Origin of the sequence: Janthinobacterium sp. 75, assembly GCF_004365495.1 — a bacterium.
Taxonomy (GTDB): domain Bacteria; phylum Pseudomonadota; class Gammaproteobacteria; order Burkholderiales; family Burkholderiaceae_D; genus Janthinobacterium.
In genome coordinates this window covers 1721824-1744638 of record NZ_SORD01000001.1, presented here as the reverse complement: position 1 = coordinate 1744638, position 22815 = coordinate 1721824, and the positions used below count along the sequence as shown (strand labels likewise).

Sequence of the window (22815 nt, the reverse complement as noted above, 5' to 3'; positions counted from 1 at the left end):
AATTTTCCTGGACCTGCCTCCTGCTGGCCGCCTGCACTGTATTAAGCGGTTGCATGAAAGATGCGCCGTCCCAATCCACGTACGAGGAATATTTCCGTACCTCGATTCAAAGCTATGACCTGTACAAGGACTACTTCGAGATCGCGAAACTGGAAAAGCTCAATGGCTGGAAAGAGAACGAACAGTACGAAATCAAGGGCTCGGCCATCCTGCGCGCCAAGGTGGGCTACCTGGAACTGCTGGCCGACGTGGTCGACAAGCTCGAGACGCAGGCGAAGACCGATGGTTCCGTGGGCATGACCATGGGTCTGGGCCTGATGGCGCGCGGCATGAGCGGCGAAAACAAGGTTTTCCGCGACTTCTGGGCGCAGCAGCAGGAAAAGAAAGCGATTCCCGCGCCGCTGCTGGCCCTCCAGGCGGCGATGACGGCCGAGCGCTTCGACAACCTGCTGCAATGGTCGGACCAGATCGTGCAAGACAATTACGGCGCGATCATCAACCGCCAGCTCAAGAAAGGCGATGAACTGACGCGCATCTATACGCTGAGCTTCCGGCAGACGGAAAAAGGCTGGATGGGCTTTAACGCCCGCTAAGGGCGCTGCACAAAAAAACCTCCGGACCATCGCTGGCGCGGAGGTTTTTTGATGGTTTTACTGATTTACTTCACATTCAAGCTCTTTTTCGCCTGCTCCAGCAAGTCCGTCTTGACCCAGTCCTTGGCCACGGGCGGCTTCGTCATGCGGCCCACGCCCGTTTTCACCATGACATCGGTGGTCACCTGGATATGCTCGGGCGAGATATCGTACGAATATGGCGAGTTGCTGATCGCGTCGTCGAAGTCATCCTTCGTGATCTGGCCGCGGAACACGACTTCGCGCACATACTTTTCCGCCGTCGCCTTATTGTCGATAAAGGTTTTCGTCGCTTCGACGAAGCAGCGCATGAATTTCTCCGCCACGGGGCGGCGTTCCTTGTAGAACTTTTCCGTCATCACCATGGTGCGCACGGGCTCGCCGATCGGCGTGTCGTACGGTTTGATGACTTCGGTGCCAAAGCCCTTGTTGATCGCCTGCGACGATTGCGGTTCCGACTGCATCATGGCATCGATATTCTTACCCATCAGTGCCTGGTTCAGGTCGGCGTAAGCAAGGAACACCAGTTGCACATCCTTGCCCTTGGTTTCGGAATACGTCAGGCCCGCTTGCGACAGCTCGGCCAGCAGCAGCACTTCCTGAATGCCGCCGCGCGTCACGCCCACGCGCTTGCCCTTCAAATCCTTGACGCTGGCGATCTTTTGCCCCATGCCCCCCACCAGGCGCGCACCGCCCTTGGCAAAGCCGGCCACCACATAGATGGGCGCGCCGCCGGCGCGGCCGGAAATGGCAGCTTCGGACGCCGTCGCACCCACGTCCAGCTCGCCCGCGATAATCGCCTGCATCACATCGAGGCCCTTGGCGAAGATATGCTCTTCGACCTTGATGCCACACTTGGGCGCGATTTCCTTGATGTACGACACGGCGCCGTAATGGGCAAACTTCAAATTACCCAGGCGCACGACTTCCTGCGCCTGGGCCGACCCCACGCTGAACGCCAGCATGAGGGCGGCGGCAATACCGGTCTTCAAGGTTGATTTTTTCTGCATCGGGTTCTCCTGTGGTGGTTGGTATGTGCCCGCAAGGGCATAAAACGCGAAACACTGCTTCTTATTATGAGGAGATAGTACCGCGTGTTGGAACCAGGGCAACATTTTTTTGCCGGCAGCCACGCTGCCGGCCTCGTTGGCATACCTACTGTCCGGCCAGCGCCACCACCGGATCGAGTCCCGACGCCTTGCGTGCCGGCATGAAGCCAAACACCAGCCCCGTCACCACGGCGCAGGCAAACGCGCCGGCGATGGCGCTCAGTGAAAAGATCACCGGCACGTCCCATACCAGCAGCAAGCCGGCCACCGTCACGCCGACCACGATGCCAGCCACGCCGCCCACCACCGACACCAGCACGGCTTCGGTAAGGAACTGGCGCAGGATATCGCGCCGGCGCGCGCCCGTCGCCATGCGGATGCCGATTTCGCGCGTGCGCTCGCGCACCGTCATCAGCATCACATTCATGACGCCGATGCCGCCCACCACCAGGGAGACGGCCGCGATCAGGCTGAGCATCATGGTCATGTTGTCCTGCGTCCTGGCTTCGGCGGCGATCGACGCGGCCGCGTTGCTGATGCCATAGTCGCGGATGCGGTGGCGCTCGAACATGGTGGCGTCGACTGCCGCCTCCACCTCGGTCACGCGCTTGACGTCGGTCACCGCCATCACCGTGTACGTCGGCTCGCGCTGGCCGAAGACGCGGATGCCGGCCGTGGAAAACGGCAGCAGCAGCACGTCGTCTTCATCCTTCTCGCCCGTCAGCGCGCCCTTCGCGCTCATCACGCCGATCACCTGGAACGGCACATTGCCGATCAGGATGCTCTGCCCCACGGGGTTGGCCACGTCGGGCATCAGCTTTTCGGCCAGGTGCGCGCCCAGCACGGCCACGGTGGCCATCTCGCGCTCGTCCTCCTCGGTAAAGAAGCCGCCCTTGGCCACCGGCCAGGTCTGGATCTGCGGCAGGGCCGGCCCCGTGCCGCGCACATAGGTCTGCACGTCGAGGTTGCCGTGGCGTATCACCTTGTTGCCGGTGACATTCGGCAGCACGTGGGAAATACCTGGCACATCTTTCAGCGCATCGAGGTCGGCCAGGGTGATGCTGCGCCCGGGGATGCGCGAGCTTTCGCCGCGCGACGCCATGTACAGCAGATTCGAGCCGAACGCCCCCAGCTGCGCCATCACCTGCTGTCGCGTGCCCAGGCCGATGGCCAGCATGACGATCACGGAAGCGACGCCGATGACGATGCCCAGCAGGGTCAAGCCCGTGCGGAAGCGGTTGATCCACAGCACGCGCCAGGCCGCGCGCGCCGCGTCGAGCAATTCCGTGCCCAGCGACGCGCCCGTATCGTGGGCGGCGCGCGACATGTCCAGCGGCGGCAGGGCCGTCGACGTGGCGGGGATGGCGACGGCGCCCGAGTCCGCGATGATTTCGCCATCGCTGATCTCGATCACGCGGCGCGCCTGGGCCGCCACCTTGCGGTCATGCGTAATGAGGATGATGGTGTGGCCCGCGTCGGCCAGTTCGCCCAGCAGCGCCATGACTTCGGCGCCGCTGCTGCTGTCGAGCGCTCCCGTCGGTTCATCGGCGAGGATGATGCGCCCGCCATTCATCAGGGCGCGCGCGATCGACACGCGCTGTTGCTGCCCGCCCGACAATTGATTCGGCCGGTGATCGAGCCGCTCACCCAGGCCCAGGCGCTTGAGCAGCGCTTCCGAGCGGGCGTGGCGGGCGGCGGCCGGCATGCCCGCGTACAGGGCCGGCACTTCCACGTTTTCGCGCGCCGACTCGGTGGCGATCAAATGGTAGCCCTGGAAGACGAAGCCGAAAGCTTCGCGTCGCAACCACGCCAGTTCATCAGGATTCAGGCTGGCCACGTCCTGGCCGGCGAAGCGGTAGGTGCCGTCGCTGGGACGGTCTAGGCACCCGAGCAAATGCATCAGAGTCGATTTGCCGGAACCGGACGCCCCCACGATGGCGACGAATTCGCCGGCGCCGATAGTCAAGGTCAGGCCGCGCAGCACTTCCACGGCCGGCGCGCCGTCATGGCCGCCGTAGCGCTTGCGGATACCCTGCAAGGAAATCAAAGGCGTCAAGGGCGACGGCTGGTCCGGCTGCCCGGCTTGCCCCAGCGACGCGGCCTCGCTCATGGCACTCATAACTGGAACCTGCTGGCGCCGCTGCTGGCCGGCTGCTCGCCCGTGACCAGTAATTCACCTTCGCGCAAGCCTTGCAGCACTTCCGCGCTAAGGCGGTTGCGCACGCCCACGGTGACGGAGCGCGTATTGACCTTGCCGTCCGCATCCATCACACGGGCCGTGAACTGCCCCGGCTTGGCGCCTTCCTCGGTCGATGGTTTCAGCGCCGGCAAGGGCACGGCCAGCACATTCTTCGCCGCGGCCGTGACAAACACCACTTGCGCCGTCATCTGCGGCATCAGTTCGCCATCGGCGTTATCCACGTCGAACAGCACTGTATACAGGATCACCTTGCTGGTCGACGGCGCCAGCGCCGTGCCAGCGGCGGAACCACCGGGCACCGGCGGGGCCGGCAGCACTTGCCGCACCTTGCCGCTCCAGCGCCGCTGGTCGCCGCCCAGGGTGGTGAAGTACACGGGCATGTCCGGGCGCACGCGACGCACGTCCGCTTCCGACACTTCCGTCCATACCGTCATGGCCGACAGATCGGCGATGCGCAGGATGTTCGGCGTCTGGTACGTGGCGTTCAGGGTTTGCCCTTCTTTCGCGTCCAGGCCCACGACCTTGCCGGCCATCGGCGCGTAGATGCGCGTATAGCCGAGGCGCGCCTCGTCCGCCTTCAGGCTGGCCTGGGTCTGGTCGATCTGCGCCTTCAGGTGGTCGATCTTGGCGCCGGCCGAGGCCAGGGTGGCTTCGGCCGTTTCCAGGTCGGCCAAAGGCGTCGAGTCGAACTTGGCCATCTGCTTCTGGCGCACGTGCTGCTGGCCCGCCAGGCGGTGCTGCGCCTGCTGGTCGGCCAGCTGCGCGCGCAAGCCCGCCAGGGCGGCGCGGCCCGCGTCGACCGTGGCTTGCTGCACGCTGGGGTCGATCTCGGCCAGCAACTGGCCTTTTTCCACGGCGCTGCCAGGCTGCACGTGCAGGCGCGTAATCTGGCCCGACACCTGCGCGCCCACGTCGACATAGGTTTGCGGCTGCAGGGTGCCGATGGCCGTCACGCTGGCCTCGATGTTGCCGCGCTTGACGGGCGCCGTGTCGAACACGGTTGCAGGGCCACGCGTGGCCCACAGTGCACCGGCGCCCAACAGCGCCAGCAAGACCGCACCGCCCAGGATGCGGGCGCGGCGGGAAGGAAGGCGGGCCGCCATCAGGAAGCCGCCTTCAATACATTAAAAAAATCAAACGGTGTCGCCTGGCGTGAAAAGTACATCGGTCTATCCTTGAAAATGGCGGTGAACATCACCGCAGGAACGTTACAAGACCTGCCAGCGCGGCGACGGCTGCCAGCAGGGAACTACGCAACAGCAATCGGGGGGCATACGGTAGCAGCAGGGCCACCAGCAGCGCTCCCGCGCCGATGAATCCCAGCCAGGCGACGACGCCGACGGTGGCGCTCCAGCCGGCCACGCAAGGCCAGATGGCCAGCGCCAGCAACAGCGCGCCGGCCAGTTGCAGCGCGCGCCGCACGTTCGGCGCCGCGTCCCTGCCCCAGACCTGGCCATGATGGCGGTCCATCGCCAGCGAGAGGCTGGCCATGCCCGCATACGACAGGCCCAGCGCACACAGGATGGTATTGATCATGACTGTCCTTCCGTAGTGACTTGCAGGCTGGCCGATGGTGCCGGGCCTTCCTTGGCCGCAGCCTTCCTGGCCGGTTTTTCCTTGCGCGTGTGGACTTTCCACGCGCCCCATCCAGCCAGCAGGCCGAAGGCCATGCTGCCCAGTTCCACGCCCGCGCTTTCCCAGTCGCCGCGCACGACCTGCGCCACCAGGTTGTCGCCCGTGCTCAGTACATTCAGGACGGGCAGCAGCAGGCACAGGGCGGCCAGCAGGCACAGTTGCTCGATCCACGCGCGCTTTTCCGCGCGCAGGCAGGCATGCACCAGCATCAGGAACCATACGCCGAAGAAGGCGCGCACTTCCCAGCCGGCGCGCTGCTCGAGGCCGACGGGGATCAAACGGTTGGCCCACAGGAAGCCCACGCAGGCGATCGCCAGGCCGGCAATTGCCGCCACGTTCAGGCATGCGATGACGCGGTACACGCGCTGCGTATAGGCGCCGAACTCGCCGCCGGACTTCTGACGCCGCTTGACCAGGAACAGGATCGCGCCCGTGCCCATCATGGCCGTGCCGGCCAGGCCGCAGAAGAAATACAGCCAGCGCATCGGCGTGCCGCCGAAACCGACCATATGCAGGTTCGACATGACGGAGCGCGTCAGGCCCGCGCCGCCCGTGTCCGACTTGCCCGGCAGGCGTACGGCGACCTGTTCGCCCGTGGCCAGCGCATAGCAGGCCCTGCCCGTATTGGCACTGAGGCGCGTGAGCAATTCCGTATCTTCATTCCAGCCATACATGCAGACGCGCATGGAGGCATCGTTCGGATTGTCCAGCACCACGGCGCGGATTTCCTGGCCGATGGCTTGCTCGGCGCGCAGCGCGAACGATTCCAGCGCGGGAATGGCCAGCGGCTGGCCAATGCGCTCAGGCTTGCCCGCATCGTTCCAGTCGGCCAGGAAGGCCTTCTTGGGATTGTCCATGCCGTATTGCGCCACCACGGGGGCCGGCACATAGTCATCGCTGAAAAATGCCAGGCCTGTGTAGGCGATCATGAACTGGAACGGCAACGTCAGCACGGCCACCGCGTTGTGCGCGTCGAGCCACGAACGCTGGCCCTTGGCCGGGCGGAAGGTAAAGAAATCCTTGAAGATGCGCTTGTGCGTGATGACGCCGCTCACCAGCGCCACCAGCATGATCATGGTGGTGATGGCGACGATCCATACGCCGATGCGTCCCGCGTGCAGCTCGTAGTGAAAATCGACGAAATGGTGGCCGCCGATGGTTTCCCGTTCCGTTGCCTCGCGCGCATGCTCGATGACGGCGCCCGTCAGCGGATCGAGGTCCGCCGAGCCATAGCCGCCGCTGGGCTGGAACCAGTAGGCGGACAGGCCGTGGCCGGGCCGCTGCACGGGCCAGATTTCCCACATGTCCGCCTTCGGATGCTCCTTCGCCATGAAGTCGAGCGCCAGTTCCAGGCGGTGCGCGCGGTCCGTGACCTTGGGCAGCGGCGGATCGTTCGCGTGCGCCGCCTCTTCCAGGGCGTGTTCAGGCGTCATCCAGTGGCCGATCGGGTCGTCGAAGACGGCCAGGGTGCCGGTCAGGAAAATGGCGAACAGCAGCCAGGAAATCCACAGGCCGCTCCACGTATGCAGCCAGGCCATGGCCTGGCGCAAGCCGCCCTGCTGTGGCGTCTTGAGCACTTTATCTACCTTGACGGCGTTCATGCGGCACCTCGCGACAGCAGCATGCCCATGCCGCCGCAGACGATGGCCGGCAGCAGCATGCCTAGCCAGGCGCGGCGCAGGTCCTGCACGGCAAAGACCCAGATCACGGCGCAGGTATACACGACAAAGGCGCTCAAGGTGGCCGTCAGCACGGCTTCGGCGCGCGACAGCGGCAGCACGGCAGACAGCAGCACGGCTACGCCGGACGTCAGCGCATAACCGCCAAAGATGGCGGCAAGCACGCGCGAGAACAACATCATGTTGGCCGATTTCATCATCGCGGCGCTCCCTGCGGCACACGCGGCTTCACGCCATCGCGGGCCAGATTCAACTGCACATCCATAAGCCATGCATCCTTCATCAAGATAGATCATTCAAAAGTGATTATTTACAGTTTGTAGTTCAAGGTCAGCATCAGGTTGCGCGGCGCCCCCGCCAGATTGCCGAAGACATCGGAGTAGATGCTCTGGTAATAATGCTTGTCGAGCGCATTGTTCACATTCAGGCGCAACTCGGCGCGGCTGTCGATCTGCCACGCTGCGTTCAGGCCCAGGATCGCGTAGCGGCCCTGGCGCAGATGGTAGGTGCCGTCGCTCGACTCGGTCGCGCCCTGCCCGTACACCGAGGCGCCGACGCGCCAGCCCTGCGCCGCGCCGGACAGGCGGTAGCTGGTGGCCAGCTTGAGCTGCTGGCGCGGATAGCGGCTGTTGAAATCCTTGCCGATATTGGCCGGATCGCTGTCGCGCGTAAATTGCGCCTTCACATAAGTAAAACCGGCCGACAGCTGCCAGTCGGGCGTCAGCGCGCCCGCCACGTCCAGCTCCACGCCTTCGCTACGCACTTCGCCCGACGCGCGCTGGCAATAGCCCCAGGTACTGCCCGGGCAGGGATTCGGGCCAGCCAGGTCGTCCACGCCCCGGTTTTGCTGGCGGATCTGGAACACGGCCGCGCTGGCATTGAGCGCGCCGCCAAAGTATTCGCCTTTCACGCCCGCTTCATAGTTGGTGCCGCTGATCGGCTTCAAGGGTTGCGCATAGACGTCGGTGGCTGCCTGCGGCTGGAAGATCTCGGTCCAGCTGGCGTAAACGGAATGCTGCTTGTCGAGGTCATACACAACACCGGCGTAGGGCGTGAATTCGCGCGCCACTGAGTAGCCGGCATCGTCCTTGTACCAGCTCACGCGCCCGCCCAGCACCAGCGACAACGGGTCGGCCAGGCGCATGCGCGTACCCGCATACACACCGCTTTGCTCGGTCACGCTGGCCGTGCCCCACTGCGCATAGTTGATGACGGGGCGCGCCACGCTGCCCGCATCCCAGTGGTATGGGTCGATCACCGGCGCGGCCGCGCCCCAGCTGTACGGCGCCCAGCCGCCATAGCTGTTTTTCGACGAACGGCGGTGGCTGGCGCCGACGGTCAGCTCGTGCTGGCGGCCAAACAGGCTGTAGCTGCCGCTGGCATAGGCGTCGTAGCTGGTGTTCGCCAGCTCGGCGCGGTAGCTTTGCGAATTGAAGCGCAAGGTGTCGCCGCGGCGGTTGATGCCGGAAAAGGTCGTGTCAATCTCGGGCGTCTTGCGCGTGGCTGCCAGCTTGGCCTTCCAGCCGTTGCCGAAGCGGTGTTCCAGTTCGGCGAAGAGGGTCTTGTCCGTCTGGCGCCAGTCATCGAAGTCGGTACCCAGATAAGTCGAGCGGGGCAAATTCAAAAAGCTGCCATCGGCAGCCGTCACCACGCCCGTGGTAACGCCGTCGTTATCGGTCTTGCGGTAGTGGGCGCCCACGGTCAATGTCGTGTCGGGGCGTAAATCAGCCTCGATGATGCCGTACAGCTGGTGATTGCGGCCATGCAGCACGTCAACATAGTCCTTCTTGTCCTGCAGCGTCACGACGATGCGCCCGCGCAGGGTCTTCGCTGCGTTGAGCGCATTGGCCGCATCGGCTTCCAGGCGGTAGTTGCTCCAGCTGCCGATGCTGGCCGAAAACGACGCTTGCGGCGTGGCCGTCGGGCGCTTGCGCACCATATTGATGGCCGCGCTGGGCGTGCCGCTGCCCGTCATCAAGCCCGTGGCGCCGCGCACCACTTCGATGCGGTCATAGATGGCCAGGTCGTCATTATCGCCATTGAAAGTGCCATTCGCGCCCAGGCTGGTGGGCAAGCCATCGAACAGGATGTTATCCACGGGAAATCCCCGAGCGCTGAAACTGCCCGAATCACCCGTAAAGTTGCCTTTTTGCGTGACCAGGCCCGTGATCGACTGGACAGCGTCGTCCAGGGTCGTGATGCCCAGGTCATCGATCTGCTGGCGCGTCAGCACGCTGACCGACTGCGGCGTCTCGCGCAGCGACAGATTCAGTTTGGTTGCCGTATTGCTCACGCCCGTCGTATAGGAACCGCTGCCTTCCGTTGTCGCATCGCGCCCTGCCGTGACGGACACGCCGAGCATGGTTTGCTCGGTGGCGGGAGCAGCAGGCGTGGCCTGCTGCGCCAGCGCCGGCAGGCTGGCGGCCAGGCACAAGGCGGCCGCCGCTTGCGCCAGCGGGCGCAGTGCGGAGTGAGACGATGGCAAACTGACAAAATGCAAAGCGTACGACATGAAAATTCCTGATGGTGGCGTCATGAGACGGTGAAAAACAGGCGCCCTACTCTGTAGGTGCCGCGAAAACGAAAAACGGGCAGCCGGATGGCTAAATATTTTTGCGCAGCGTGCTATGGCGCCGGTTCGACGCTGACCCAATACCGCGTGCGGCTGCGCACCTGCACCGGCAGCGAGTTGGGCAGCATGTTCAAAATGCGCTGGGTATCGGCCAGCGGGAATACCCCCGACAGGCGCAGCTGGGACACTGCCGGCGCGCAGTCGATCACGCCAGGGCGGTAGCGGGCCAGGTCGGCCAGAAAATCGCCCAGGGTCACGTCATCGACGATCAGTTGCCCGCGCGACCAGGCGGCCGCATACGCACCGATGGCATGCGGCGCGTCAAGCGCGTGGCGGGAAAATGCCACGCCACGCCCTGCCGCCAGCAGCAGGGGTGCGCCGCCGCTGCGCAGGCGGACTTCAACGGCACTTTCAAGCACCTCCACCCTGCTGTAGTCATCCTGCTGGCGCACGGCAAAGCGCGTCCCCAGCGCACGCACCTGGCCTTCGCGCGTAGCCACCACCAAAGGCGCGCCGCTGCCGGCGCCGTGACCGCTGGTGATGAGGATCTCGCCGGCCAGCAGCTCGATCAGGCGGCGGCTGGCGTCGAAACGCACGTTGACGGCCGACCCCGTATTCAGGCTGAGCACACTGCCATCGCCCAGCACCACCTCGCGCCGCTCGCCCGTAGCCGTGCGATAGTCGGCACGCAGGGCGCGCACGCCATCCCAGGCACCCGCTTTCGCGGCCAGCATGCCGCCGCCGGCCACCACGCCCAGCCACGCCAGCAACTGGCGCCGCTTGCCGTTGACGGCTTTCTGCTGCGTGCCTGCCAATGCCTGCGCGGCCGCACTGCGGTGCAAGCCGTTAAAGCGCTGCGACACCGCTTCGATATGCTGCCAGGCCCGTTCATGTTCCGGGTCGGCCCCGCGCCAGCGCTGCCAGGCGGCGTGTTCCGCTTCGCTTGCCTCGTCCGACATCAGCACGGTCAGCCACTCGGCCGCCTGCTGCTGCACGTCCTCGCCGATGGCCATCGGGCCTGCTGCCTCTGTCACCGCGCTCATGCTGGCAGTGAGAAAAACACCTGGCGGTTGGCACGCGTCAGGTATTGCTTGACCGAGCTGGCAGACACGTTCAGGCGCGCAGCGATCTCGGCATAGCTGAGGCCTTCGAGCTGCGCCAGCAAAAACGCCGTGCGCACGGGCGCTGGCAAGCCATCGAGGGCGGCATCGATTTCCTGCAAGGCTTCCAGCGCCAGCAAGCGATCTTCGGGCGCGGGCGCCACTTCGGGCGGCAAACAGGCCAGCGCCTCCAGATAGGCGTCTTCCAGCACTTGCCGGCGATAGCGGTGCGCCACCAGGCGCCGCGCGATGGTGGCGAGAAAAGGCCGCGCTTCGCGGATCTGCGGCGCCGCGCCGTTGGCCAGCACGCTGAAAAAGGTGTCTTGCGCCAGGTCCGCCGCTTCGCCCGCATTGCCCAGCTTATGCCGCAGCCAGCCCTGCAGCCAGCCGTGATGGCTGCTGTAGAGCGCGTGCAGGTCTTGTTGCTGGGCAAAATCGGCGGCCGACATGGCATCCCTTTCCGGTCAAGCGCAGTGCGCCTGCAAATGTAAATAAGAATTATTCTCATTTTAACCGTGTTTTTGGCTTTCATGCAATCGTGGCATTGGCAGAAATACCAACTAATTCAAAAGCAGGCGAACCGCCAGGCAGCGCAGCGCAAGACCGCCAGGGCCGCGCGATGGGGTAAAATGGCGCCCATCGTCCGGCTTGCGCCGCCCACTCCCAAGCTTTTCATTGCAGGTTCATCATGCTAGATAATCTCACCCAACGGCTTGCCAAAGTCGTCAAGACCATGCGCGGCGAGGCGCGCCTGACCGAAGCGAACACCGCCGACATGCTGCGCGAAGTGCGCCTGGCGCTGCTCGAAGCCGACGTCGCCCTGCCCGCCGTGCGCGAATTCATCGCCAAAGTCAAAGAAAAAGCCATGGGCGAGGATGTCATTTCCTCGCTCACGCCAGGCCAGGCCCTGGTCGGCGTGGTGCAGCGCGAGCTGGCCGCCCTGATGGGCGCCGATCTGGGACCGGAAGCGTCGCAGATCAGCTTTGCGCAGCAGCCGCCCGCCATCATCCTGATGGCCGGTCTGCAGGGTGTGGGTAAGACCACCACCGTCGGCAAGCTGGCGAAATACCTGAAGGAAGAAAAGAAGAAGAAAGTGCTGACCGTCTCGGCCGACGTGTATCGTCCTGCCGCGATCGCCCAGCTGCAATCGGTCACTGCCCAGGTGGGCGCCGACTTCTTCCCGTCTTCCAGCACCGACAAGCCGGTCGATATCGCCCTGGCCGCGCTGGACTGGGCGAAAAAGCATTACCACGATGTGCTGATCATCGATACGGCCGGCCGCCTGGGTATCGACGAAGAGATGATGCGCGAAATTGCCGCCGTCCACAGCGCAGTGAAACCGATCGAAACCCTGTTTGTCGTCGACGCCATGTTGGGCCAGGACGCCATCAACACGGCGAAAGCCTTCAACGATGCGCTGCCGCTGACCGGTATCGTGCTGACCAAGCTCGATGGCGATGCACGCGGTGGTGCCGCCCTGTCAGTGCGCCACATCACGGGCAAACCGATCAAGTTTGCCGGTGTCTCGGAAAAACTCGACGGCCTGGAAGCGTTCGACCCGACCCGCATGGCCAACCGCATCCTGGGCATGGGCGACATCCTCGCGCTGGTGGAAGAAGCGCGCAAGGGCGTCGACAGCAAGGCGGCGGCCGACCTGGCGCAAAAGATCAAGGTCGGCGGCAAGTTCGACATGAACGACTTCAAGGCGCAACTGGGGCAAATGAAAAAGATGGGCGGCATGGCCAACCTGATGGACAAGCTGCCGGCGCAGTTCCAGCAGGCGGCTGGCGGCAAGAACATGGATCAAGCCGACAAACAGGTGCGCCGCATGTGCGGCATCATCGATTCGATGACGCCGCAGGAGCGCGCCAAACCTGAACTGATCAAGGCCACGCGCAAGCGCCGCATCGCTGCCGGCGCCGGCGTGCAAGTGCAGGAAGTAAACCGCATGCTGACGCAATTCGAGCAAATGCAGACGATGATGAAGAAATTGTCGGGCGGCGGCATGATGAAGATGATGCGCTCCATGAAGGGCATGATGCCTGGGATGAGGTAAGGCTCCAAAATCCGCGATGAGGAAAGGCTTCAAAATCCGCTGCGCGGTGGTCCTTGCGGCCGGCGATGCTCACCGTACTAAAGTACGGTTGCGCTTCCCGGCCACAAATCATCTCCGCTCGCTGTGGTTTTGAAGGCCTTTTTGACGCTCCGTATCTAAACTCGACAGGTCAGAAAACATCGTTCCACATAGCGCCGGATTGCATTTTCATGTATCCGGCATCACTCTTCCCTCCCCCCGCAGCCCCCCTCCCCGCATAGCCAGCAAGCATGCCATTTACGGGCAAAAACGCCGTTCTGCGTCCCCAAGCGGTGCGCCCGGGCGACAGCATGGCCATTTCCCTGCTTTTTCCTCGTAAAAACGTGAAAAACACTTGCATACAAGGTAAATCCACACCAATATTAGCCGTGCGATTAATTGCGCAATTTCCCATGTGTTTGTTAAGGAGGCTCGAAGATGGCAACAGCCAAAAAAACCCCAGTAGCAGCGCCAGCCAAAGCAGCAGCAGCCAAGCCTGCAGCAGCCAAAAAAGCAGCACCCGCAGCCAAAGCAGCAGCTAAACCGGCAGCGGCGAAGAAAGCGGCAGCACCGGCAACACCACGCAAGCCAAACGCAGCATTCATGAAAGCAATGACGCCATCGAAAGAGCTGGCCGCCGTTGTTGGCGCAGCACCATTGCCGCGCACGGAAGTGACCAAAAAGGTATGGGATTACATCAAAAAACTCGATCTGCAAGATCCGGCCAACCGCCGCATGATCAATGCGGACGACAAGCTGAAAGCTGTTTTCGGCGGCAAAGCCCAAGTCTCCATGTTTGAAATGACGAAACTGATCTCCGATCATTTGAAATAATCAGATACGCGCCGGCCCAACACCGAGCGAGTGCCCCGCAGCTGAATCAGCGAGCGGGGCATTTTTTTGGGGGGGCAGACCCTCAACACCGTTATCACAGAGCTCTGCGCCAACGCTCCCGGGGTCTGACCCCAGCCTTCATCTGAACTCCCACTGCCTCCACGCCGCCCGCACGGCATTCGGATACTCGGCCCGCCCCCGGCTGCCGTTATACCGCCCCAGCGCCAGGTACAAGTCCCCCTTTTCCATGTCCAGGTACATGCGCAAAATCGCGCAGCCATAGCGCAAATTCGTTTGCATGTGGAACAGTTTGCTGCGGTCGCTATCGCCGATGACGCCCGTCCAGAAGGGCATCACCTGCATGTAGCCGCGCGCGCCAGCCAGCGAGACGGCGTATTTTCGGTAGGCCGACTCCACCTGGATCAGGCCCAGCACCAGGGCCGGCTCCAGGCCAGCGCGGCGCGCTTCGTACCATACCGTCTCCAGAAACTCCGTGCGCAACTGCGCGTCCGGCAGCTTGCGCTGCAGGCGTTGCGACATTTGCGCCAGCCATTGCTGGTAGCGCTGCAGTTCGATGGGGGTGGCAAATTTGGGTTGCGGCGGGCGTTCGTCGCGGATCGCGTGCGACAGGGCCAGGCGGACGGAGTCGGCCAGCGCCTCCTCTTTCTGATTACCGGCCTGCGCCGGGAAAGCGCAGGCCAGACTGGCGGCCAGCGCGAGCGCGCCAGCCACCTTGCTTACGGATAAACGCTTCACTGCGCCATTTTGCCTTGGATGAAGGCGACGATCTCGTCCGGCGCTACGCCGGTGGCTTCCGCGTCGCGGCGGCCCTGGTATTCCAGCTTGCCTTCTTTGAGGCCGCGCTCGCCGATGACGATGCGGTGCGGCACGCCGATCAGTTCCCAGTCGGCAAACATGGCGCCAGGACGCAGGCCGCGGTCATCGACGATGACATCGACGCCAGCGCCTTGCAGGGCCGCGTACAGCTTCTCCGTCTCTTCCTTGACCAATTCGCTGCGGTCCATGCCCATCGGGCACAGCACAACTTCAAACGGCGCGATCGACGCTGGCCAGATGATGCCCTTGTCGTCGAAGTTCTGTTCGATGGCGGCGCCCAGGATGCGCGTCACGCCGATACCATAGCAACCCATCTGCAGCGGCGCAGGCTTGCCATTTTCGTCGAGGAAGGTGGCTTTCATGCTTTCCGAGTACGCGGTACCCAGCTGGAACACGTGGCCCACTTCGATGCCGCGCTCGATGGCAAGCAAGCCCTGGCCGTCCGGCGAAGCGTCGCCGGCGACGACATTGCGCAAGTCGGCCACAATGGCAGGCTCGGCCACGTCACGGCCCCAGTTGGCGCCCGTGTAATGGTAACCGGCGTCATTCGCGCCGCAAACGAAGTCGCTCATATGGGCGACCGTGCGGTCCGCCACCACGGTGACGGGTGCTTGCGTGCCGATCGGGCCCAGATAGCCGGGAATCGTGCCATAGACTTCCAGAATTTCCGCTTCGGTCGAGAAACGATGGCCGGCCAGACCGGCAACCTTGCCTACCTTGATCTCGTTCAATTCATGGTCGCCGCGCAGCAGCAGCATGAAATGCTGTTTCGTGACTTTCTCGTCCTTGCCCGTCGTTTCCACCGTCAGTGCGATGGTTTTCACGGTTTGCGACAGATCGATCCCCAGCAAGGCGGCTACGGTTTCGCACTTGACGGTGTCCGGCGTGGCCGTTTTTGTCAGCGCCTGGGCAGCAGCTGGGCGCTCGCCGGCTGGCGGCAGCGCTTCGGCCGCTTCCATGTTGGCGGCATAATCGGACGTCGGGCAGTACACGAGCGCATCTTCACCCGTGTGGGCGATGACGTGGAATTCATGCGAACCGGAACCGCCGATGGCGCCGTTGTCGGCTGCGACAGCGCGGAATTTCAGGCCAAAGCGCGTGAAGATGCGCGTGTAGGCGTCAAACATGACCTTGTACGATGCCTGCATGCCGGCCAGGTCGCGGTCGAAGGAATAGGCGTCCTTCATGGTGAATTCGCGGCCGCGCATCAGGCCGAAGCGGGGACGGCGCTCGTCGCGGAATTTGGTCTGGATGTGATAAAAGTTCAACGGCAACTGGCGGTAGGACTTGATTTCGGTACGCACGACGTCCGTGATGACCTCTTCCGACGTCGGCTGGATCGCGTATTCGCGGCCGTGGCGGTCTTTCACGCGCATCAGTTCGTCGCCCATCTTGGTCCAGCGGCCCGTCTCCTGCCACAGTTCGGCCGGCTGCACGAGCGGCATCAGCAGTTCGATGCCCGCGGCTTTGTTCATCTCGTCACGGATGATGGCTTCCACCTTGCGGATCACGCGCAGGCCCATCGGCATGTAGGTATAGATGCCGGAACCGAGGCGTTTGATCATGCCTGCACGCATCATCAATTGGTGGCTGACGATTTCCGCGTCAGAAGGTGCATCTTTAAGTGTGGAAATAAAAAAACGGGAGGCGCGCATAACGGTGAATTCTTTTTAAAAAGAGAGGGTTATAATCAACCTAATTTTAAAGGATTAGCTGGCTGATGCGTCCATACTTTACACAAATGCGCTCAATTGGTGCGATTCCGGCGCTTTTCGCACCCCGAAAAGGTCACCGGCTTGCGAAGTTGTGGGTAATTATGTAAAAAAGGACGCACTGTCGCAGAAAGTTTGAGGTGCATTATGCTCGACCGTGAAGGGTTTCGGCCCAACGTCGGCATCATCCTGCTAAACGCCCAGAACGAGGTGTGGTGGGGCAAGCGGGTGCGCGAGCACTCATGGCAGTTTCCGCAAGGCGGTATCAAATATGGCGAAACACCGGAACAAGCCATGTTTCGCGAACTTGAAGAGGAAATCGGACTCAGACAGGAACACGTCAAAATTGTCGGCCGCACCCGCGACTGGCTGCGCTATGAAGTGCCAGACCACTTCATCAAGCGCGAGATTCGCGGCCATTACCGTGGCCAGAAGCAGATTTGGTTTCTGCTGAGAATGTGCGCGCGCGATAACGACGTCAATCTGCGCCTGACCGACCATCCCGAGTTCGACGCCTGGCGCTGGCATGAGTACTGGGTCCCGCTCGATGTCGTCATAGAATTTAAACGCGATGTCTACCAGCGCGCCTTGCAGGAGCTGTCCCGCTTCCTGACCTGGCCCGTGCATGGCAACGCGCAGCAAGCGCACCGTCACACGTCGCGCTATCTGCGCCAGCCCCATGCGCCACGGGCGCAGGATGGTACGGCCCTGGCCAAACCTTGCGACGGCGTTGCCGCCGAAGGGTGTACACCGGAGCTGATTCTGCCAGGCAAGGGGTAGTCCACCGCAATGAACGCACTCTCCCACGCAAAAGGGGCAGCCTGAACAGGCTGCCCCTTTTTACATACCGGTAAGAAACTTTCTTTTAAAAATGCAGACAGTTTCGACACCTAACAAAACCGTAGCGAGCGGCAGTGATTTGTGGCTAAGAAGCGCAACCGTACTCTAGTACGGTGAGCATCGCAGGCCGCAAAGCGCGACGCGCAGTAGGTTTGGTTAGGTGTTAATTAGCGGCGGGAACGTCCAGGGTAATGGCTTTCAAGCCCAGGATATTGCTGCTGTACTGGCGGATCTTGTTGGCCAGGGCTGGGTCATTGTTCAGCTTTTGGCCGTACGACGGCACCATTTCCACCATCTTCGCCTGCCATTCCGGCGTTGCCAGGCGGCTCTTGAATGCCGTTTGCAGCACCTTGATCATGATCGGCGGCGCGGTCGAGGCGCCTGGCGATGCACCCAGCAGGGCAACGATGCTGCCATCGGCGGCGCCGACGACTTCCGTGCCGAACTGCAGCAAGCCGCCTTTGACAGGGTCATCCTTGACGATCTGCACGCGCTGGCCAGCATTTTGCAGGGTCCAGTCTTCCATCTTGGCGTTCGGCAAGTATTCGCGCAGGGTTTTCAAACGGTCTTCCGGCGTGTTCATGACCTGTTCAACCAGGTATTTCGTCAGCGGAATATTGTCGTAGCCGGCTTGCAGCATGGGCTTTACATTGCCCGTGCCGATCGAGGCAGGCAAGTCGATCCAGGAACCGTTTTTCAGGAACTTGGTCGAGAAGGTGGCAAACGGGCCAAACAGCAGGGCTTTCTTGCCGTCGATGATGCGCGTATCGAGATGCGGCACGGACATCGGCGGCGAGCCGACGGATGCCTTGCCGTAGACCTTGGCCGCATGCGCCGCCACCAGTTCCGGATTGGTGGTGACCAGCCATTGGCCGCCCACCGGCACGCCGCCGTAGCCCTTGGCTTCAGGAATGCCCGATTTTTCCAGCAGCGGCAGCGAACCGCCGCCGGCGCCGATGAAGACGAACTTTGCGCGCATGGTCTTTTCCTTGCCGGCGGCCAGGTCTTTCACCGTCACGTTCCACACGCCATCGGCGCCGCGCTGGATGTCCTCCACCTGGTGGCGCAGGTGCAGGACCATGCCATGGCTGTCCGTCAGGTATTTCACCAGACCGCGCGTGAGGTTGCCGAAATTGACGTCAGTACCGATTTCCATGCGCGTCGCGGCCACTTTCTGGCCCTTGTCGCGGCCTTGCATGACCAGCGGCGCCCATTGCTCGATCTGCGCCTGGTCTTCCGAGTACAGCATGCCCTTGAACAGGTTTTCCTTTTGCAGCGCGGCATAGCGTTTCTTCAGAAAGGCAATATTGTCATCGCCCCAGACAAAGGCCATGTGCGGCACATTGTTGATGAAGGTTTGCGGCGCGCCCAGGTGCTTGTTGGCTACCTGATAGGCCCAGAATTGCTTGGATATTTCGAATTGCTCGTTGATGGCAACGGCTTTTTTCGTCTCGATGCTGCCATCGGCCGCTTCCGGCGTGTAGTTCAGTTCGGCAAAGGCCGAGTGGCCCGTGCCCGCGTTGTTCATCGCGTCCGAGCTTTCGGCGGCCACGGAATCGAGGCGCTCGACCATTTCCATCGTCAGCGATGGATCGAGTTCCTTGAGCATGCTGCCCAGGGTGGCGCTCATGGTGCCGGCGCCGATCAGCAGCACGTCGACCGGTTTTTCGGACGAGGCCGGAGGGGTCTTGTTACATGCCGCCAGGATCAGGCACGACATCAAAAGTAATAGCGATTTACGCATTCGTAACTCCATTTTTGGATACTGAAGGATGATTCTTGCGCGCCACCGTGGCGACACCATCGCGGCTATCGACGGATCCGACGAAAAACAGACCAGCCTCCGGCACGCCAAGGCGGCAGGACAGGTCAATGTCGATGGTGATAGGCATGCTGCCGTGCTCCGGAATATCCCGAGAGCAATATCTGGTGGCAAAGGTGCGGGCAAAGGACAGCGCGGACTGCGTTGTCGGCTGAAAAACCGGCAATGAAATCGCCGTCATGTCCAGTGCAAATATCAAGAGCGGCGATTTTATCACCGTTATTTGACGCCGCCGGGCCGCAGCGGTAGTGGATAATACTTACTGCAGGGTATTAAATGATGGTGACTATAGGGTCTTGAAAACTGGTGCCAGACGACAAAAAGGGCATCCTCGATGCCCTGAATTGACGTACGCGGTACAATGCCGGCTGCCCTTTAGCCATAGTCAGTCAGCCATGTTCAACCCCTCTTCCGACGACGTGCGCCGTTTCTTTTGTGAAACATTGCGCAAGCACCGCGCCCATGAAATCCTTACGCCGATGGAAGCCATCGCGCTCGACTGGATTCTGGAACACCCCGAGTACGAAAACGAACTCTCCGACGTCGAAGCGGCACTGGCGCGCGACTACTCCGTCGAAGGTGGTCAGGCTAACCCGTTCTTGCACCTGTCCATGCACCTGTCGATCACGGAGCAGGTGCAGGTGGACCAACCGCGCGGCATCCGCCCGGCCGTCCAGCAACTGACCCAGCGACTCGATTCGGCCCATGCGGCCCAGCATGAAGTGATGGAATGCCTGGGCCAGATGATCTGGGCTTCGCAGCGCTCGGGCTTGCCGCCGGACACGGACGCCTATATAGACTGCGTGCGCCGCCGGTAGGAACACAGGTGCTGTACCAGTACTACCTCACATCGGTTTTACTGCAGCTTTCATACGCTGAGGCAATACCTGTGCTGGCCCTTTTTCCAGCAAGCCCAGCACCACTTGCAGCGCCATGGCGACGGCGCCGACGATGAAGACCACGTCACCGAAGGTGCGTATCCAGCGCAGGTTCTGCAATAGCGGCTGCTGCATGAATTCCTCACTGCGCGCATACCACAGGCCTTCCGTCACGCTGGCGTGGAACTGGATGACGCCAATCGGCAACAAGCTGGTAAAGATCATCAGCACCAGGCCCGCGTTCAAGCCCCAGAAAGCCGTCTTCATCAACGCAGTGCTGAAGCGGTAGTCGGGCCGTAAATAACGTAGTACCAGCAAGGTAAAACCCAGCGCCAGGAAGCCATACACGCCGAACAGCGCCGCATGCGCATGCACGGGAGTCGTGTTGAGGCCCTGGATGTAGTACAGCGCCACGGGCGGATTGATCATGAAGCCCAGCACGCCCGCGCCCAGCATGTTCCAGAAGGCAACGGCGACAAAGCACATCATGGGCCAGCGCAACTGCTCCATCCACGGCGCACGCTCCTTCAGGCGCCAGTTTTCCCACGCTTCATGCCCCAGCACGATCAGCGGCACCACTTCGAGCGCGCTGAAACTGGCGCCGATGGCCATCACCGGCGTGGTGGTGCCGGCAAAGTACAGGTGGTGGAAAGTGCCGGGTATGCCGCCCAGCATGAACAGCGAGGCCGACGCCAGGCTGGCCGCCGTGGCCATGCGCACCGACACCAGCCCCAGAGTCGAGAAGATGAAGGCCAGCGCCGTGGTGGCAAAGACTTCGAAGAACCCTTCCACCCACAGGTGCACTACCCACCAGCGCCAGTATTCCATCACGGACAGGTGCGTGCGTTCGCCGTAGAACAGGCCGGCACCATAGAACAGGCCGATGGCGCCCACGGACGCGGTCAGCAGCGCCAGCAGATTCTTGTCGCCGCCTGGCTGGCGCAAGGCCGGCACGACGCCGCGCAGCATCAACACCAGCCACAGCAGGATGCCCACGTACTTGCCGATCTGCCACAAACGTCCGAGGTCCACATATTCATAGCCCTGGTGACCGAGCCAGAAGTTCCAATCGGGCGGCATGATTTGCGCAATCGCCAGGTAATTGCCGATGAAGGAGCCGACGACTACAAGCACCAGTGCCCAGAACAGCACGTCGACGCCCAGGCGCTGCCACCTGGGATCCTTGCCGCCATTGATCAAGGGCGCGAGGAACAGGCCAGCGGCCAGGAAGCCCGTGGCGATCCAGAACAGCGCGGCCTGGATATGCCAGGTGCGCGTGAGTGCATACGGGAACCAGCGCGACACATCGATGCCGTAGAACTGCTGTCCTTCCACCGTGTAATGCGCCGTAAAGCCACCGATGAAGACCTGGAAGATGAACAGCGCCACCACCAGGAACAGGTACTTGCCCAGTCCCCGCTGCGAGGGTGTGAGGGCGAACGTCGTCAACGGGTCGCGCGGGCCGGGCGCGGGAAGCGCTTCGTCGTGGTCGCGCAAAAAGGCCCAGCCCCACACGAGGAAGCCGACACCGGCCAGCAGCACCACCACGCTGGCGACCGACCAGACGAGGTTTTCGCCGCTGGGCTGGTTGCCGATCAGGGGTTCATGCGGCCAGTTGTTCGTGTACGTGACTTTCTGGCCCGGACGCTCGGTGGCGGCGGCCCATGCCGTCCAGAAGAAAAACTGCGTCATCTGTGCGCGCCGCTCGGCACTGGGCAGGGTATTTTCCTTCATGGCGAAATGTTCGCGGCTGGCGTGCAGCGCTGGCGCGTCGGAAAACAGCTGGTCGTAATAGTGCGCCGTGTTGGCGATGGCTTGCACGCGGCGCGGCGACAGGTGCAGTACTTGTTCTTCATCGACCCGGTTGCCGCGGTATTCCAGCTTGAGCGCTTCGCGCAACGCCGCCTGCGCGGGGCCGTCAAGCGCCGCGTACGCCTTGCCATGCTGCTCTTGCGCTGCCAATTCCAGCCAGGCCGTCAGTTCGCGGTGCAGCCAGTCGGCCGTCCAGTCGGGCGCCTGGTAAGCGCCGTGGCCCCAGATGGAACCCAGCTGCATGCCGCCGACGGATTGCCAGGCTGTCTGGCCATCGAGGATGCCCTCGCGGTCGAACAGTTGCCGGCCATCTTGCGCCAGCACTTGCGCGGGGATGGGCGGTGCCTGCCGGTAGACTTCGACACCGTAGTAGCCGAGCAGCGAAAACGTCACGATCAGCACACCGATCAGTGTAAACCAGAGTTTTTTGTAGGGACCCATGGGTCTTTCCTTTGTCAGTGCACCACGGCCGGCGCAAAGCGCTCGAACAGGATATTGTTTTCGGTATGAATGTGCGCCATCAAGTCTGCACGGAAGGTACGCAGGCCCGTGTAGAGCGCGCGCCAGGTGGTGCAGGCGCCGGCCGGCGCGGTGATATCGTTCGTCATTTCCGCCATGGCGCGCAAGGCCACGCCATGGTCGTCATGCTCCATGCGCATCACGTTGATGGGCGCGCCGGCCCGGGGGCCATGGCCGCGCACGATCATGGGGAACAGCACGTCCTCTTCCTTGCGCATATGGCTTTCCAGCTCCTGCGCCATGGCCGACAGATGTTCTGCCAGCCCGTGCGGACAGTCGGCGCGGTCGCCATGCACCTGCTCGACCTTGCGTGCCAGGCGTATCAGCTCTGGCAGCTGCTCGCGGTGCACGGCGTGGTAGCGCGCCAGGATATGCTCCACCAGCTCGGTGGCCGGGGCTTCCTGCCAGTCACGCTCGCCACTGGTATCGGCGCGTGCTGCCAGCACTTGCAGTTCCTCGACGATGGGCGCCGTGTCCACGCCGGCCGCTTCGGCCGCCGCGCGCAGGGTCTTGTTGCCGCCGCAGCAAAAATCCAGGCGGTGGGCATCGAACAGGCGCGTGGCGCCAGGGATGCGGCGGGCCAGCTGGCCCAGGGATAGGTCGATCATTTCCATAACAGT

At 62.7% G+C, this 22815-nt stretch carries 20 protein-coding genes; 5 read left to right on the top strand and 15 right to left on the bottom strand.

Annotated elements, in window-relative coordinates; all coding sequences use genetic code 11:
• Positions 1-53: 53 nt before the first annotated feature.
• Complete coding sequence (locus C8C89_RS07940) at positions 54-593, top strand: hypothetical protein (protein WP_133989290.1); 540 nt, start codon at positions 54-56, stop codon at positions 591-593.
• 65 nt (positions 594-658) lie between these two features.
• Here C8C89_RS07940 and C8C89_RS07935 read toward each other — a convergent pair whose 3' ends face one another.
• From C8C89_RS07935 to C8C89_RS07895, 9 genes are all read right to left on the bottom strand, one after another.
• Positions 659-1597 (bottom strand): ABC transporter substrate-binding protein, encoded by a 939-nt coding sequence (locus C8C89_RS07935; RefSeq protein WP_101484725.1) that lies wholly within the window; start codon positions 1595-1597, stop codon positions 659-661.
• Positions 1598-1787: 190 nt separating this feature from the next.
• Positions 1788-3791 (bottom strand): MacB family efflux pump subunit, encoded by a 2004-nt coding sequence (locus C8C89_RS07930; RefSeq protein WP_133989288.1) that lies wholly within the window; start codon positions 3789-3791, stop codon positions 1788-1790.
• Between the two features lie 5 nt (positions 3792-3796).
• Complete coding sequence (locus C8C89_RS07925; protein WP_101482786.1) at positions 3797-4984, bottom strand: efflux RND transporter periplasmic adaptor subunit; 1188 nt, start codon at positions 4982-4984, stop codon at positions 3797-3799.
• A gap of 91 nt (positions 4985-5075) precedes the next feature.
• Positions 5076-5417, bottom strand: a complete 342-nt coding sequence (locus C8C89_RS07920) for a DUF3325 domain-containing protein (RefSeq protein WP_133989287.1) — start codon at positions 5415-5417, stop codon at positions 5076-5078.
• Positions 5414-7117, bottom strand: coding sequence for a PepSY-associated TM helix domain-containing protein (locus C8C89_RS07915; RefSeq protein ID WP_133989286.1), 1704 nt, complete (start codon positions 7115-7117; stop codon positions 5414-5416). The genes C8C89_RS07920 and C8C89_RS07915 overlap by 4 nt, the downstream gene beginning before the upstream one ends.
• Complete coding sequence (locus C8C89_RS07910; protein WP_133989285.1) at positions 7114-7395, bottom strand: hypothetical protein; 282 nt, start codon at positions 7393-7395, stop codon at positions 7114-7116. The genes C8C89_RS07915 and C8C89_RS07910 overlap by 4 nt, the downstream gene beginning before the upstream one ends.
• Positions 7396-7505: 110 nt before the next feature.
• The gene (locus C8C89_RS07905; protein WP_208327686.1) at positions 7506-9707 is read right to left on the bottom strand and encodes a TonB-dependent siderophore receptor; all 2202 of its coding nucleotides are present in this window, start codon (positions 9705-9707) and stop codon (positions 7506-7508) included.
• 113 nt (positions 9708-9820) lie between these two features.
• A complete protein-coding gene (locus C8C89_RS07900) occupies positions 9821-10810 on the bottom strand; it encodes a FecR domain-containing protein (RefSeq protein ID WP_243857932.1) in 990 nt (329 codons plus the stop codon).
• The gene (locus C8C89_RS07895; RefSeq protein WP_133989283.1) at positions 10807-11316 is read right to left on the bottom strand and encodes a sigma-70 family RNA polymerase sigma factor; all 510 of its coding nucleotides are present in this window, start codon (positions 11314-11316) and stop codon (positions 10807-10809) included. The genes C8C89_RS07900 and C8C89_RS07895 overlap by 4 nt, the downstream gene beginning before the upstream one ends.
• A 239-nt stretch (positions 11317-11555) precedes the next feature.
• Here C8C89_RS07895 and ffh point away from each other — a divergent pair, with 239 nt between their 5' ends.
• Together ffh and C8C89_RS07885 are read left to right on the top strand one after the other, a co-directional pair.
• Complete coding sequence (gene ffh, locus C8C89_RS07890; protein WP_010401368.1) at positions 11556-12923, top strand: signal recognition particle protein; 1368 nt, start codon at positions 11556-11558, stop codon at positions 12921-12923.
• Positions 12924-13379: 456 nt separating this feature from the next.
• Positions 13380-13775 carry an SWIB/MDM2 domain-containing protein gene (locus tag C8C89_RS07885; protein WP_071653383.1) on the top strand — a complete coding sequence of 132 codons (396 nt, stop codon included), beginning with the start codon at positions 13380-13382 and terminating at the stop codon, positions 13773-13775.
• A 138-nt stretch (positions 13776-13913) separates the two neighbouring features.
• Here the strand turns inward: C8C89_RS07885 and C8C89_RS07880 are convergent, their stop codons facing one another.
• Positions 13914-14531, bottom strand: coding sequence for a lytic transglycosylase domain-containing protein (locus C8C89_RS07880; RefSeq protein WP_101482793.1), 618 nt, complete (start codon positions 14529-14531; stop codon positions 13914-13916).
• Positions 14528-16267, bottom strand: coding sequence for a proline--tRNA ligase (locus C8C89_RS07875; protein ID WP_101482794.1), 1740 nt, complete (start codon positions 16265-16267; stop codon positions 14528-14530). The genes C8C89_RS07880 and C8C89_RS07875 overlap by 4 nt, the downstream gene beginning before the upstream one ends.
• A 204-nt stretch (positions 16268-16471) precedes the next feature.
• Here C8C89_RS07875 and C8C89_RS07870 point away from each other — a divergent pair, with 204 nt between their 5' ends.
• Positions 16472-17104 (top strand): RNA pyrophosphohydrolase, encoded by a 633-nt coding sequence (locus C8C89_RS07870; protein ID WP_101482795.1) that lies wholly within the window; start codon positions 16472-16474, stop codon positions 17102-17104.
• A 223-nt stretch (positions 17105-17327) separates the two neighbouring features.
• On the opposite strand, the gene mqo is transcribed toward C8C89_RS07870, so the two are convergent.
• Together mqo and C8C89_RS07860 are read right to left on the bottom strand one after the other, a co-directional pair.
• Positions 17328-18908 (bottom strand): malate dehydrogenase (quinone), encoded by a 1581-nt coding sequence (gene mqo / locus C8C89_RS07865; protein ID WP_347876581.1) that lies wholly within the window; start codon positions 18906-18908, stop codon positions 17328-17330.
• A complete protein-coding gene (locus C8C89_RS07860) occupies positions 18901-19167 on the bottom strand; it encodes a hypothetical protein (RefSeq protein ID WP_133989282.1) in 267 nt (88 codons plus the stop codon). Before C8C89_RS07860 ends, mqo begins: the two co-directional genes overlap by 8 nt.
• A 214-nt stretch (positions 19168-19381) precedes the next feature.
• Here C8C89_RS07860 and C8C89_RS07855 point away from each other — a divergent pair, with 214 nt between their 5' ends.
• Positions 19382-19804 carry a DUF1841 family protein gene (locus C8C89_RS07855; protein WP_034780276.1) on the top strand — a complete coding sequence of 141 codons (423 nt, stop codon included), beginning with the start codon at positions 19382-19384 and terminating at the stop codon, positions 19802-19804.
• 27 nt (positions 19805-19831) lie between these two features.
• On the opposite strand, the gene C8C89_RS07850 is transcribed toward C8C89_RS07855, so the two are convergent.
• The gene (locus C8C89_RS07850) at positions 19832-22117 is read right to left on the bottom strand and encodes a nitric-oxide reductase large subunit (protein WP_133989281.1); all 2286 of its coding nucleotides are present in this window, start codon (positions 22115-22117) and stop codon (positions 19832-19834) included.
• Between the two features lie 14 nt (positions 22118-22131).
• A complete protein-coding gene (ytfE, locus tag C8C89_RS07845; RefSeq protein ID WP_133989280.1) occupies positions 22132-22809 on the bottom strand; it encodes an iron-sulfur cluster repair protein YtfE in 678 nt (225 codons plus the stop codon).
• Positions 22810-22815: the final 6 nt, after the last annotated feature.